Origin of the sequence: Streptosporangium sp. NPDC048047 (assembly GCF_040653115.1) — a bacterium.
Lineage (GTDB): Bacteria > Actinomycetota > Actinomycetes > Streptosporangiales > Streptosporangiaceae > Streptosporangium.
On the sequence record NZ_JBEZNH010000016.1, the window covers coordinates 96,803 to 109,686 of the forward strand.

General features: G+C 74.2%; 9 protein-coding genes. All 9 read right to left on the minus strand.

Annotation, left to right across the window (positions count from 1 at the left end; genetic code table 11):
- Nucleotides 1-44: 44 nt before the first annotated feature.
- The 9 genes from AB0D67_RS16775 to AB0D67_RS16815 all read right to left on the minus strand — a co-directional run bounded on the left by AB0D67_RS16775 (nucleotide 45) and on the right by AB0D67_RS16815 (nucleotide 12,752).
- Nucleotides 45-1,298: an MFS transporter gene (locus AB0D67_RS16775; protein WP_362935492.1), complete on the minus strand. Its 1,254-nt coding sequence runs from the start codon at nucleotides 1,296-1,298 to the stop codon at nucleotides 45-47.
- Nucleotides 1,295-2,575: an ATP-grasp domain-containing protein gene (locus AB0D67_RS16780; protein WP_362935495.1), complete on the minus strand. Its 1,281-nt coding sequence runs from the start codon at nucleotides 2,573-2,575 to the stop codon at nucleotides 1,295-1,297. The genes AB0D67_RS16775 and AB0D67_RS16780 overlap by 4 nt, the downstream gene beginning before the upstream one ends.
- Nucleotides 2,565-4,082: an amino acid adenylation domain-containing protein gene (locus AB0D67_RS16785; protein ID WP_362935498.1), complete on the minus strand. Its 1,518-nt coding sequence runs from the start codon at nucleotides 4,080-4,082 to the stop codon at nucleotides 2,565-2,567. Before AB0D67_RS16785 ends, AB0D67_RS16780 begins: the two co-directional genes overlap by 11 nt.
- A complete protein-coding gene (locus AB0D67_RS16790) occupies nucleotides 4,079-4,267 on the minus strand; it encodes an MbtH family protein (protein WP_362935501.1) in 189 nt (62 codons plus the stop codon). Before AB0D67_RS16790 ends, AB0D67_RS16785 begins: the two co-directional genes overlap by 4 nt.
- A complete protein-coding gene (locus AB0D67_RS16795; RefSeq protein WP_362935504.1) occupies nucleotides 4,257-8,147 on the minus strand; it encodes an amino acid adenylation domain-containing protein in 3,891 nt (1,296 codons plus the stop codon). Before AB0D67_RS16795 ends, AB0D67_RS16790 begins: the two co-directional genes overlap by 11 nt.
- A 6-nt stretch (nucleotides 8,148-8,153) precedes the next feature.
- The gene (locus AB0D67_RS16800) at nucleotides 8,154-8,465 is read right to left on the minus strand and encodes a phosphopantetheine-binding protein (RefSeq protein WP_362935507.1); all 312 of its coding nucleotides are present in this window, start codon (nucleotides 8,463-8,465) and stop codon (nucleotides 8,154-8,156) included.
- Nucleotides 8,462-9,973 carry an FAD-binding oxidoreductase gene (locus AB0D67_RS16805; RefSeq protein WP_362935510.1) on the minus strand — a complete coding sequence of 504 codons (1,512 nt, stop codon included), beginning with the start codon at nucleotides 9,971-9,973 and terminating at the stop codon, nucleotides 8,462-8,464. Before AB0D67_RS16805 ends, AB0D67_RS16800 begins: the two co-directional genes overlap by 4 nt.
- 430 nt (nucleotides 9,974-10,403) lie before the next feature.
- Nucleotides 10,404-12,074, minus strand: coding sequence for a DUF885 domain-containing protein (locus AB0D67_RS16810; RefSeq protein WP_362935513.1), 1,671 nt, complete (start codon nucleotides 12,072-12,074; stop codon nucleotides 10,404-10,406).
- A gap of 84 nt (nucleotides 12,075-12,158) precedes the next feature.
- Entirely contained in the window at nucleotides 12,159-12,752 is a 594-nt protein-coding gene (locus AB0D67_RS16815; RefSeq protein WP_362935516.1) for a hypothetical protein, read from the minus strand.
- Nucleotides 12,753-12,884: the final 132 nt, after the last annotated feature.

A 12,884-nucleotide genomic window follows, 5' to 3' on the forward strand; every position in this document is an offset into this window, starting at 1 on the left:
GGCGGACCCGGTGAGTGCCTCTCCGGTGTGCGGTTCCTCGCCGCTCAGGCGAGCCCGGCGGATCCCTTCCCGGCTCCCGGGACGCGGCCCTCCCGGCCCGGCAGGCAGAGCCAGGCCGAGACCAGGCCGCCGAGCGCGCAGACGGCCCACAGCGCCCACTCGTCCAGGGCGTACACCGCGCCGCCGATGATCGGTCCGACGCCGGTGCCCGCCGCGATGGCGGCGCCGTACAGGCCCTGGTAGCGCCCGGCCATGGCGGGCGGAGCGAGGTCGCTCAGGTGGGCGCTGGCCATCGAGGCGTACAGCATCTCCCCGAGCGTCCACAGCAGTACGGTGGCCGCCAGCCAGCCCATGCCGCCCGCCAGGCCGGTCAGGGCCAGGCCGGCGCCGGTCAGGACGTTGCTCAGCGCGAGGACGTAGCCGGGGGTGCGGCGGGAGACCAGGCCGGTGACCGGCAGTTCGAGCAGCAGGACCAGCACGCCGTTGAGGCCCATCAGCAGGCCGAAGTCGGCCGCGGACAGGTGGTGCGCGTCGATGTGCAGCGGCAGGCCGACGGTGGACTGGATGTAGACGAACTCGGCGATCAGCGTCATGAGCAGGAAGCGCCGCAGGCGGCGGTCGGCGAGCGCCCGGCGGTAGCCCGGCTGCGGCGTCCCGGCGGCGGGGTCCGGCTCCGGGTCGTCCGGGGCGCGGGCCACGTCCCGCAGCAGGACGGCCGCTATGGCGGCGAACAGCAGGCAGGCCACGGCGTTCCCGACGAACAGCGCCACGTAGGACACCGTGGCCAGGAACCCGCCGAGCACGCCGCCGATCGCGGCGCCGACGTTCATCGCGAAACGGTGCACGGCGAAGGCCGCCAGCCGCTGCTGGGTGGTCGTCGTGGCGTCCATGAGCAGCGCGGCCGACGCGGGCCGGTAGACCTGGGAGGCCGTACCGGCGAGGAAGGCCAGCGTGACCAGCACGGGCAGCGAGTCCGACGCCGGGATGGCGGCCGTCGGCCCCGCCGTCGCCAGCATGGACGCCACGATGGTCCAGCGGCGCCCGATCCGGTCGGCGAGGTAGCCGCCGACCGCGTTGCCGAGGACGTTGCCCAGCCCGGCGCCGCCGAGCACCAGCCCGGCCGCCGCGGGCGGGATGTCCCGGCTGGTGAGGTAGAGGACCATGAAGACCGGCAGGAAGTTGCCGACCCGGACGACCAGCATGCCGAGGCCGAGGATCCACACCGGCGCGGGCAGCCGCCGTACGGTGTCGCGGAAACGGGGACTGCTGTCGTCCGACTGCGGCGCGCGTACGCTCACGGGACCGCCTCGGTGCGGATGGCGACCATCGCCGCCAGCCGCTCGCACGCGGCGGCGGCCTCCTCGGCCGTCCCGCCCCGCGCCAGGACGTGCCCGACCCGCTCCTCGCTCCAGGTGAGCGGGGGCACCTCGTCCCCCGGCCGGACCGAGATCTCCAGCTCCACCAGCGCGGGGTCGGCGAGGACGTCCTCGACGCCGGTCACCTCGGTCACCCTCCCCGGGGGCGGGGTGAGGAAGCGGATCGCGGCGCCGGCCCGCGGCAGGGGCGACCTGGTCAGCGGCTCGATGAGCCCGAGCCGCGAGCCGAGCGCGTGGCGGTCCATGTCGACGCCGTAGGCGATCTCGGTCAGCTCGTTGATCCGGTCGCCGCCGATGCGGGTGTGCGACTCGATGATCCGCGGTCCTCGGCCGGTCAGCTTGACCTCGGTGTGGCCGGGGCCGTCGCTCAGGCCGACCGCGTCGAGGAAGGTCATGACCAGCCGTTCGACCTCGCGCAGCAGCGGCTCGGGGTGCCGGCTGGGACAGGAGTGGCCGACCTCCACGAAGCCCGGCCCGCCGAGCACCTTGTCGGTCACGCCGACGAGGACGTGGCGGCCGCCGAAGCTCAGCGTCTCCACGCTGATCTCCGGCCCGTCGAGGAACTCCTCCATGAGGAACCGGTCGAGGGGCCCGGCCAGGTCGGACCTGTCGAACCGCGCCTCCAGCTCGCGGAAGCGCGCCGGGATCGCCGCGAGGTCCGCCTCGTCGCGTACGGCGAACACGCCGATGCTGCCCGCCTCGCAGACCGGTTTCACGAAGATCGGCAGCCCGTGGGCCGCGACGAACTCCCGCAGGTCCCGCTCGGTCTCCCCCACGGCGGCGGCGACCGGGCTGACGCCCAGTTCGTTGAGCCGCCGCCGCATCCGCCACTTGTCCAGCAGCAGGTCAACCGTCTCCAGCGAGTGCCAGCCCAGCCCGAGCATCCGGTCGATCTCCGCGGCGGGCCGGACGCCGAGCTCGTACAGCGACACCACGCCGTCGAAGGGATACGCCCGGTGGAGCGCCCGCACCAGCGGCAGCAGCCGTCCGGTGTCGGTGTAGTCGACGAGCAGCGCCTGGTCGACGTAGGGCCAGTGGGCCCGGTCGTACTGGCCGGGCTGCTGGATGTAGACGACGCCCATGCCGAGCTCGTGGGCCTTGCGCACGAGCTTGGGCCGGCCGCCGATCAGGGCTATCCTCGGCCGTCCGGTCCCGTCGCCGGTTCCGTGTGACGTCGCGTGCCCGGTCTCATGTGACATCGTCGGTCCTCCTCCGGTCGGCCCGCGCATCGGCGAAGGGCATCTCCGCCAGCGCCGCACGATCGATCTTCCCAGGCCGGTTCAGGGGAAGACGGTCAAGCCACACGTGGAAACGCGGAACCATGTGCCGCGGCAGACGGTCGCGGAGGCGGCCGGAGATCTCCTCATCGGACAGCGGCGTGCCGGCCAGGAAGGCGACGAGGGCCGCGCCTCCGGGGGCGTCCCGGCGCAGCAGCACCGCCGCGTCGGCCACCCCCGGGCATCCGCGCAGGGCGTGTTCCACCTCTCCGATCTCGACGCGGAACCCGCTGATCTTGATCTGGTCGTCGGTGCGGCCGAGGAAGACGTACTCCCCGTCGGGCCGCCGCCGTACGCGGTCCCCGGTGGCGTACATGCGCCGGCCGGGGGCGCCGGCGAACGGGTCGGGCAGGAACACCGCCGCCGTACGGCCGGGCAGCCCGAGGTATCCCCTGGCCAGGCCGACGCCCCCGATGTACAGCTGGCCCGCCGCCCCATCGGGGACGGGGTTCAGCTCCTCGTCGAGGACGTAGGCCCGGACGCCCCGGATCGGCCTGCCGATCGGCGCCCAGCGCGGCGTGGACTTGTCGCAGCGATACCACAGGGGCGCGACCGAGGTCTCGGTGGGTCCGTAGCCGTTGCACACGACCAGCGGGTCGGCGTCGGCGAGGCCGGGCCCGTCGAGCTGGGAGCCGCCGGTGATCACCAGCCGCACCCCGGCCCCGGCCAGCCGCGGCAGCAGCGACCCGCCGTAGGGGCCGAGCACCGCGGCCGGGATCTCCAGCACGGTCGCCCCCAGCGCCCGTACGGCGTGCGGCATCCTGGTCGCGGGCAGGTCTCCGGGGTCGGGGACGGCGACGCAGCCGCCGCAGCACAGCGGCATCAGCACGTCGTGCATCGTGCTGTCCACGGTGACCGCGAGCGTCCACAGCATCACGTCGTCCGGCCTGATGAGGTCGAGGTCCTCGATGGAGGCCGTCACCAGGTTGGCGAGGCCCTCGTGCGGCACGCCCACGACCTTCGGGCGGCCGGTCGAGCCGGAGGTGGTGATGGCGTAGGCCAGGTCGAGCGGGTGGGGCGCGGCCGGTGGGACCTCCGCCTCGTCCTCCGGGTCCGCCAGCGTGGGGTCGTCGATGAGCTGGGCTCCGGGCAGCCACCCGGCGGGGGCGGCGGCGAGCACCTGGCGGCATCCGGCGCCGTCGAGGACCTCCCGGTTGCGCGGCGGCGGGTCGCCGGGGTCCAGCGGCAGGCAGGCCGCGCCGGAGCGCAGGATGGCGACGATGCCGGTCAGCGCCTGCGGCCCGCGGGGCGCGACCAGCCCGACGATCCCGCCGGGTCCGGCGCCGCCGCGCCGCAGCCGGGCGGCGAGGCGGGCCGTGATCCGGCCGAACTCCGCGTAGGTCCACGACCCGCCGGAGGTCCTGACCGCGGTGGCGTCCGGCCGTTCCCGCACCTGCCGTTCGAACAGGTCGCACACGGTCGGCGTCACGTGGCCTCCCGCAGGCTCCGCGGCCGCATGTCGGTCCAGTTCGCGTCGATGCGGGCCAGGCACTCCGCCTTCGGCGCCGGACTCCCCTCGGGCCGCCAGCCCGCGGGCAGGTCGCGGCCGGCCGGCCATATCGAGTACTGGTACTCGTCGTTGACCACGACGAGGAACTCTCCGTCATCGGACATCTCGCGCTCGGTCCTCTCTCAACGCCCAGGAGATCGCCTCCGGGAGCACCGACTCCCAGGCGGCGTAGGTGTGGCCGCCGTCGCCGTACTCGCACCGCACCGCGTGGCCGCCGGCGGTCAGCTCCTCGCCGGTGCGCTTGACGGCCTCGACCAGGTCGAGGCCGTCGTCGAGCATGATGTCCGCCTCCTCCCGGCTCGCGTACAGGAAGAGCCGGGCCGGGGCGGAGGCCGCCGGGCCGAGCCGGTGCTCGCTCAGCGGGCCGGACAGCGCGACCGCCCCCTCGAAGACGTCGGGGCGGCGCAGCGCGGCGCGGACCGCCGCGACCGCGCCGAGGCTCGCGCCGACCGCGACCGCCCGGCCCGGCCGCCACCGGTCACCCAGCCGGTCGCGCAGTACGGGCAGCAGCTCGTCGGCGAGCAGGTCCGGGTAGGCGTCGTCGAGGAGCTCCCGGCGGCGGGACGACCAGTCGGCGGGGCTGAGGAAGACCGCCGCGGCCGCGGGGACGCGGCCGTCGCGGACGAGCCGGTCCAGGACCGCCGGGAGGCGCATGACGTCCGCGAAGTCCGAGCCGTCGAGGACGACCAGGGTCCTCGTCACCGCGGCCGTGCCGTCCGGGACGAACAGGTCCACCCGCCGGTCGCCGCCCAGGGCCCGGCCGTGCCAGGTCCGCCGTTCCAGGCGGAGGCCGGCGTCGAGGGCGGCGTCGGCGGCGGGCAGGGTCTCGGTCAGGAGCGCCGCGGCGTAGGCGGCCGGCGTGCGGTGGCGCATCATGAGGCGGAGCGGCACCTCCCGGCCGAGCAGCCGCCGGACGGCCGCGGTCGCCCGCGGCACCAGCAGCGAGTGGCCGCCGTGGTCGAAGAAGTCCTCTCCGGCCGCGAGGGGGCGGCCCAGCACCCGCGACCAGGCCCCGGCGATGTTCGCCTCCAGGCCGTTTCCCGGCGGCGCGGCCGTACCGGGGTGGGGCGGGGCGGTCGATGGGTCGACCGGTGGCAGGCTCGCGCGGTCCACCTTGTTGTTGGGGGTCAGCGGGACGCGCAGGATCCGGACGAGGTGGTCGGGGATCATGTAGGCGGGCAGCGTCTCGCGCAGCCGGTCACGCAGCGCCGCGACGTCCCCGGACCCGTCCGCGCCGTCCGTCACGACGTAGGCGACCAGGGCCGGGCCGGTGGCCGTCTCGGCGCGGACCACGACGGCCGAGGCGGCCCCGTGGCGCAGCAGGGCGTGCTCGACCTCGCTCGTCTCGATCCGGTAGCCGCGGATCTTCACCTGGCGGTCGGCGCGGCCGAGGAAGTCGACGGCGCCGCCGGGCAGCCGGCGGCCCACGTCCCCGGTGCGGTACATGCGGGACCCCGGCGGGCCGTACGGGTCGGGGAGGAACGCCTGCGCGGTCAGCCCCGGACGGTCGTGGTAGCCGCGGGCCAGGCCGTCGCCGGCGAGGTGGATCTCGCCGCGCATGCCGTCCGGGACGGGGCGGAGGTCGCGGTCCAGGAGGTACAGGCGGGTGTGGGGGATGGGGTGGCCGATCGGCACGCGGCCGTCGCCGGGCTCCCCGTCGAAGACGGTGGCCAGCACGGTGCACTCGGTGGGCCCGTAGGAGGCCGTGACCCGGCAGCCGGGCAGCAGCTCGCGGGCGGCGCGGAAGCTCCTGGGGTTGACCACATCACCGCCGACGACGAGCTGCCGCAGGCCGGACAGTCTCCGCAGGTCCCGTTCGGCGAGGAGGTCGAGCTGCGGGGAGACCAGTTTCAGCGTGGTCACGCCGTGGTCGCGGACGACGGCCTCCAGGTCCTCCAGCAGGGCGCCGGTGCCGGTCACCACGACGCGCCCGCCGTGCGCGAGCGGGGCCCACTCCAGGACCGACACGTCGAAGGTGAGCGGCCCGGCCTGCAGGAACGTCGTGCCGGGGCCGATGTCGAGGTAGTGCGGGGCTCCGGCGACGAGCCTGCTGAGCGCACTGTGCGGAACGGCGACCGACTTGGGGGCGCCGGTCGAGCCGGAGGTGGAGATCAGGTAGGCCAGGTCGCCCGGACGCGCGGCCGTCGGCGGGTTCCCGGCGTCGTGGCCGTCCGGGCCGTCCGGGCCGTCCGGGCCAGACGGGCCGGGATCGCCGAGCACCAGCGGCGGCGCGGCGGCGGCGGGGACACGGTGGGCCAGCGACGGGCTGACGACCGTGAGGACCGCCCCGGCGTCGGAGAGCATGAACCGCAGCCTGCCTGGCGGGAAGCCCGGGTCGAGCGGGAAGTACGCGGCGCCGCACTTGGCGATGGCGAGCAGCACGACGAACCGGTCCGTGGTCTGCTCCAGGCAGACGGCCACGACCCGCCCCCGTTCCACACCGCGGGCCGAAAGGTCCCTGGCCAGCCGGTTCGCCCGCCGGTTCAGTTCGCCGTAGGAGAGCTCCTCCCCCGCGAGCTCCCCGGCGGTGCCGGTCACCGCCGTCTCCCGGGGGCGGCGCGCGGCCTGCGCCTCGACCAGCTCCACGATCGTGGCCCGCGGCGCCGGGTCGGCGGCGACCGTCGCCGCAGCGGGTCTCCCGGCGAGGTCCAGTTCGCGCAGCGGCCGGTCGGGCGCCGCCGACCCCTGGGTGAGGAGCCGGACGTAGCGCTCCGCCAGCGCGGCGATCGTCGTCTCGTCGAACAGGGCGGGACGGTAGACGAAGGTGGCGCGCAGCCGTCCGTCCACCGTCTGCGTGGTGAGCGACAGGTCGAACCGGGCGGTCACCGGCAGCTCCGGGTACCACCACTCCGGCGCGCCGGGGGCCTCCGCCAGCGCCGTACGGTCCCCCGCGTGGTTCACCACGACGTCGAAGATCGGGTTGCGCCGCTCCCCGGAGCCGGCCCGCACCGCTCCCACGATCCGCTCGAAGGGCACGTCCTGGTGCGCGTCGGCCGCCAGCCACACGTCGCGGGTACGGGTCACCAGCTCGCGGAAGGCCGTCTCCCGGCCGGACACGTCCACCCGCAGGACCACGGTGTTGACGAAGAAGCCGATCAGGTCCTGCAGCTCCGGGCGGGGACGGTCGGAGACGATCGCCCCGATGACGACGTCGTCCTGCCCGGTGAACGCGCCCAGCGCCGCGACCAGCGCGGCCGTCACCACCACGCCGGGACTCGCCCTGGCCCGCCAGGCGACCGCCGTCATCGCCGCGGTGTCCTCCTCGGGCAGTTCCACCACGAGGCTCGCGCCGGTCGCGTCGTCCCGCGCGGTGCGCGGCCGGTCGGTGGGAAGCTCCAGCCGCTCGTGGCCGGCCAGCGTCCGCTCCCAGTGCGCGAGCCCCGGCCCGAGCAGGTCGTCCGTCAGCAGGCTCCGCTGCCAGCGGGCGTAGTCGCCGTACTGGACCGGCAGGGCGGGCAGGCCCGGCGCCCGCCCCGCCGACGCCGCGCCGTACAGCTCGAAGAGGTCGCGGGCCAGCACGTCCATCGACCACCGGTCGGTGACGATGTGGTGCAGCGCCGCGAACAGGCCGTGCCCGTCCTCCAGCTCCGCCGTGACCACTCGCAGCAGCGGGGGCCGTGACAGATCGAACGGCTCGGACGCGGCCCGCTCGACGGCCGCCCGCCACTCGCTGCCCGCCCGGACGACGGGCACCTCCGCCTCGTCGGCGACCTCCTGCTCGGTCGTCCCGTCGGGCCGCAGGACGAACCGGGTGCGCAGGATGTCGTGGCGGCGGGTCAGGCCGGCGAGCGCGGCGGTGAGCGCCGGGAGATCGAGCCCCGCAGGAAACCGCCAGCCTCCGGTGATGTGGTACTGGTCGTGCGACGAGTCCAGCTGGCGCAGCCACCACAGGCGCTCCTGCCCCGCCGACAGCGGGAAGCGGCGCTCCTCGGGGTCGTGGAGCAGCGGGGACGGATTCGTCGGGCGCGGCTCGATCCTCGGCATCGTCTCCTACACCCTCCCCTCGGACTTCTCGCGCTCCTCGTGCGCCTCGTGCGCCTCGTGCGCCGACATGGCGGCCTCGACGGCCGCGGTGATCGTGCCGACGGTGCGGAAGGTGCCCTCCCGCAGCGCCTCCTCGGGCAGCTCGATCTCGAAGGTGTCCTCAACGGTGAGCATGAGCCCCATGCAGGTCAGCGAGGTCATGCCCATGTTCCACAGGTCGTCGTCGACGCGGAGCTCGTATCCGTGGGCGGACAGGTTGAGCTGCTTGTCGACGATCCGCCGGACGGTCTCCGCCACGGGTTCCCGGGAGACGGTCATCGCCGCGCCTCCCCCGCCCCCGCGCCCACCGGCCGCGAACCGCTCCGGCCGGACAGGCGGTGGAAGTAGCGCGCGACCCGGCGCGCGCCCAGCAGGCTGCCCTGCGCGTACCAGAGGACGTCGGGGCCGAGCGCGTAGCCGATGTCCATCGTGTCGTAGAACTTCACGGCCATCGCCCGGTAGTAGTCGGCGATCTGCGTCGTGGTCATCTGCGGCGCGGCCTCCGCGCCCGTCTCGAACCAGGCGGCGAGGTTGTGCTCGACGTACTCGTCGACGGACCACTCGATGGTCCTGGTCTCGATCGGCGCGCGGGTCGGCCTGAACATCGGGTCGATGGTCCCCGGCTTGCCCTGCAGCTCGTTGGCGACGTGCTCGGCCAGCAGCGGGGCGCAGTGGAACCCGTCGCGGTAGGTCCCGGTCAGCAGGTACAGGCCGGCCAGGGGCAGCCACCCGATCAGCGGGAAGCCGTCGAGCGTCACCGGGCGGTTCCCGGCCAGCCACCTGACGACCTCGTGCGAGGCGACCCGCTCGTCGAGCTGCTGCATCGAGTACTGGGCCAGGAAGCGGACGTCGGCCATCCAGGTCACGCTGGAGACCTGGTCCACCAGACGGTTGGTGGCGCCGTAGTACTCCAGGTCGCCGGGGCCCGGCACGACGTGCAGCCCGCAGGCGAAGCCGCGGTTCGGCGTGCGGACCACGCTGCGGAACGGCTCGCCCCCGGTACGGCGGGCCAGCATCGCGAAGCCCAGCCCGGGGAAGGTCGGCACCATGTCGAGGTCGTCCAGGGCGGTCCGCACCAGCGCCTCGCTGCGCGCGCCCACCGCGACGACCACGGTGCCCGCCTCGATGACGTGGCCGTCGTCCAGCTCGACGCCGGTGACCGCCCCGTCGTCCCTGACCAGCGTGCGCACCGTCTGGTCGATCATGATCGTGTCGGTCTCGCGCAGCCGGGCCTCCAGCGCGTCCAGCACGCCGCGCGCGTCCACGGCGCCCTCGGCGGGCAGGTGGACCGCGCGCAGGGCGCGGGTGTCCCGCCTGGGCCGGAAGCCGGGGATCTCCTCGGGGTCGATCTCCTCCCACGGCTTTCCGTACTCGTCCAGAGCGTCGATCATGGCCGTGAAGTTGACCGTGTCGAGGTCGGCGCCGATGGAGTTAAGCACCACGTGGGAGTCGGGGGCGACCAGCAGCGGTGAGCCGGTCGACGAGTACCCCTCCAGCCGGTCGAGCACGTCGGGCCAGCGGTCGTGGGCGGCGACGCCGAGCTCGAACCTGGTACGGGAGGCGTCGGTGCGCAGCGACTCCGTGGTGGTCTCGCCGAAACAGCCCATCATGGCGCCGGCGGCCTGGCTCGCGCCGCCCTCGCGGTGGCTCGGGCCGACCACGACGACGGAGCCGATGCGGCGCTCGACGAGTTCGTCGGCCAGGAACAGGCCGAGAGCGCCGTTGCCGACGATGACGACGTCGGCCTGGGAGGGTCGTTCCGTTCTGCTGACAGCCTCTTTGCGCACAGCAACCCCCTTGAAAGGGAAATGGGAATGACAGTGGTGCGAATACCGGGATGATTCCGGGTGGCACGGTGCCGCATTTCGAACGGATCACCCGGCGACGCGGCGCGGAACGCACGGGCGCATGACGTCTCCTGCACGGTCACCGGCACGACGAAAGGCCGGCGACCCCGGAGAGAACGGCGGCAGAATGGCTCGCCGCAGGCAGGATGGTGCTAGCTAGGAGCCAGTCCTCACTCTCCAGACCAGATGGGTGGCAACCGTCCTCGCTCAGGCGGCCCGGCCTGACGACGTCGGCCACCCTGCACAGTTGCCCACCATAAGCACGCCCCGGGAATACCGCAAGAGATTCCCGTAATTGTTCACACAGTGACTTAGCTCATTGTTGGAGATGATATTTACTAATATTCATGACCGAAAAGAAAGTCGCCGGTCAGGGGCCGGTCAGGAGCTCCCGCATGATGTCCAGCCCGGCCGGGCCGCTGCGCAGGGCGCGGGTGTGGAAGTCCTTCAGGTCGAACTCCGCGCCCCGGGCGGTCCTGACCTCCTCGCGCAGATCGAGCCAGAGCCGCTCCCCGAGCTTGTACGAGGACGCCTGCCCCGGCCAGCCGAGATAGCGGTCGATCTCGTCGGCCGCGCGGTCCGGGTCCGTCAGCGTCCTGGTGCGCAGGAACTCGGCCCCCAGCTCGGGCGTCCACCGCTCCCCCTCGTGGAAACCGGCGCCCGCCGGGATCTCCAGCCTCAGGTGCATGCCCGCGTCGAGCACCACACGCGCGGCCCGGAACAGGCTCTTGTTCAGCATGCCGAGCAGGGCGGCGTCGTCGAGCCGGCCGAACTCGCGCATCAGCCGCTCGGCGTAGAGGGCCCAGCCCTCGCCGTGGCCGTCGATGAAGCACAGCAGCCGCTGGAACCGGTTGAGGCCGGGCGTCGCCACCGCCGTGCCGATCTGCAGGTGGTGTCCGGGCACGCCCTCGTGATAGAGGGTGCTGGCCTCACGCCAGACGGGGAACTCCGCCCTGCCCGGCGGCAGCGACCACCAGATCGTGCCCGGCCGGCTGAAGTCCTCGGCCGGGTTGGTGTAGTAGGCGCCCGTCCCGCCGCCCGGCGGCGCGATCCGGCAGTCCAGCCGCATCAGCTCGTCCGGGATGTCGAAGTGACCGCCCCGTAAGTCGGCCAGCGCCCGGTCGGACAGCTCCCGCATCCACGCCCGGAAGCCGTCCTCCCCGCGCACGCGGTGGCGGGGGTCGGCATCCAGCGCCGCCGCGGCCTCGGCGGGGCCGGCCCCCGGCCGGATCCTCCCGGCGACCAGGGCCATCTCCGCCTCGACGCGGCGGAACTCCTCCCAGCCCCAGGCGTACGCCTCACGGGGGTCCACCCTCGCGCCGAGGAACGTCCGCGACCACAGCCCGTACGACTCCTCGCCGACCGCGTCCCCGGCCGCTGCCGCTGCCGCGGCCCTCGGCCCGAGCTCGTCCCGGAGGAAGACGGCCAGCTCCGCGTAGGCGCCGGCCGCCGCGTGCGCCCCCGCCCGCAGGTCGGCGCGCAACGCGTCCCCCACGTCGGCCGGCCGGACGAGGCCGGCGAAGAAGCCGTCGGGGGCCGACCAGGTCTCGCACTGCGCGATGACCCGCCGTACCTGCCGCGCCGCCGCCACCCGGCCCCTTCCGGCCTCGGCCGACAGCGACGCCCGGTATCCGGCGAGCGCCCGCGGCACCGCGCCCAGCCGCCTGGCGATGACCTCCCAGTCCTCGGGGGTCTCCGCGGGCATCAGGTCGAACACCCACCGGATGCTCTGGACGGGGCTGGCGACCACGTTGAGGGCCGCCTGCGGCAACCCGGCCTCGTGCGTCTCCACCTCCAGGCCGATCCGTTCGGCGAACACCGCCCGCGCGACGCGTTCGCTCCCGTCGGCCGGGTGCGCGGCCGAGACCCGGGCCAGGGCGCTCCGGGCGAGCTCCGCGCGGGCCTCGTGGCCGTCCGGGGAGAGGTCGGGAAGCCGGTCGTCGTGGCCGCCGATGCCGGCCTCGGTGGCGGCGACGGGGTTCAACCGTGCGTAGTCGTCGACGTAGGAGTCGCAGATGTCGTGCACAGTCAGGGGGCTCATGCCCCGCACGATAACCCCGGGAAACCGCCCCCGCCCGCGACTGTCCGCTCCCGGCCGCCGGTGAGCGGGCCGGTCCCCGCGGGCTCAGAAGTTCTCGCTCCACAGGTACCAGGGACCGCGGAAATGCTCGACGTCGGGTTCGTGGCCCTCGTCCTCCGGCAGCGGCGGTTCGCCCCGCGGGCTCCAGATGAGGCCGTGCTCGTGCGTGCCGTCTCCCCCGCCGGCCAGGGCGAATCTCACGGTCTCCCCGTGCCGCTCGGCCCAGGCGACGTCGAACGATCCCAGCGTCGCCCGACCCGTCCTCCAGTCCGGACCGCCCTGCATCGCCGAGCGCGCGACCCGCTGGAAGCTCTCCTCGGACAAGGCGAACCGGGAACGCCCCACCTGTCCGGGGAACGCGAGCACCAGGATCCCGATGAGCGGCGGCGCCGCCCAGCGCAGCGGGTTCCGCCCGACGCCCGGCCGGTGCCCTCGCCGGGAGAGCACGATGACGAGGCGGACGAGCCAGACCGCGCCGAGCGCGAGGAACACCAGGAGGACGGGCGGCGTCCAGAGCGGGGCCGTCCCGGGAAAGGACCCCGCGTACAGGAGCAGCAGACCGGCGACCGCCTGCGCGCCGATCAGCGCGAGCCCCGGCGCGCCGGCCGATGCTTTCGTGAGCCGTTCCTTCACCACCATGACATTCCCTCCGCGGTGACTGTGACGATCTTCGCCGGCTCCGCCCGGAGGGGAAGCCGGGACGGCCACCACGGCGGGACGCGGTCAGCCGGGGTCCCCTCGGTGGCGACGATCAAAACAGACTCTCATGAC

Bases quoted from the DNA above. Each gene is read 5' to 3' on its own strand.
- AB0D67_RS16780 (WP_362935495.1), bottom strand. From the start codon at position 2,575: ATGTCACATGAGACCGGGCACGCGACGTCACACGGAACCGGCGACGGG.
- AB0D67_RS16810 (WP_362935513.1), bottom strand. From the start codon at position 12,074: ATGAGCCCCCTGACTGTGCACGACATCTGCGACTCCTACGTCGACGAC.
- AB0D67_RS16795 (WP_362935504.1), bottom strand. From the start codon at position 8,147: ATGCCGAGGATCGAGCCGCGCCCGACGAATCCGTCCCCGCTGCTCCAC.
- AB0D67_RS16815 (WP_362935516.1), bottom strand. From the start codon at position 12,752: ATGGTGGTGAAGGAACGGCTCACGAAAGCATCGGCCGGCGCGCCGGGG.
- AB0D67_RS16800 (WP_362935507.1), bottom strand. From the start codon at position 8,465: ATGACCGTCTCCCGGGAACCCGTGGCGGAGACCGTCCGGCGGATCGTC.
- AB0D67_RS16790 (WP_362935501.1), bottom strand. From the start codon at position 4,267: ATGTCCGATGACGGAGAGTTCCTCGTCGTGGTCAACGACGAGTACCAG.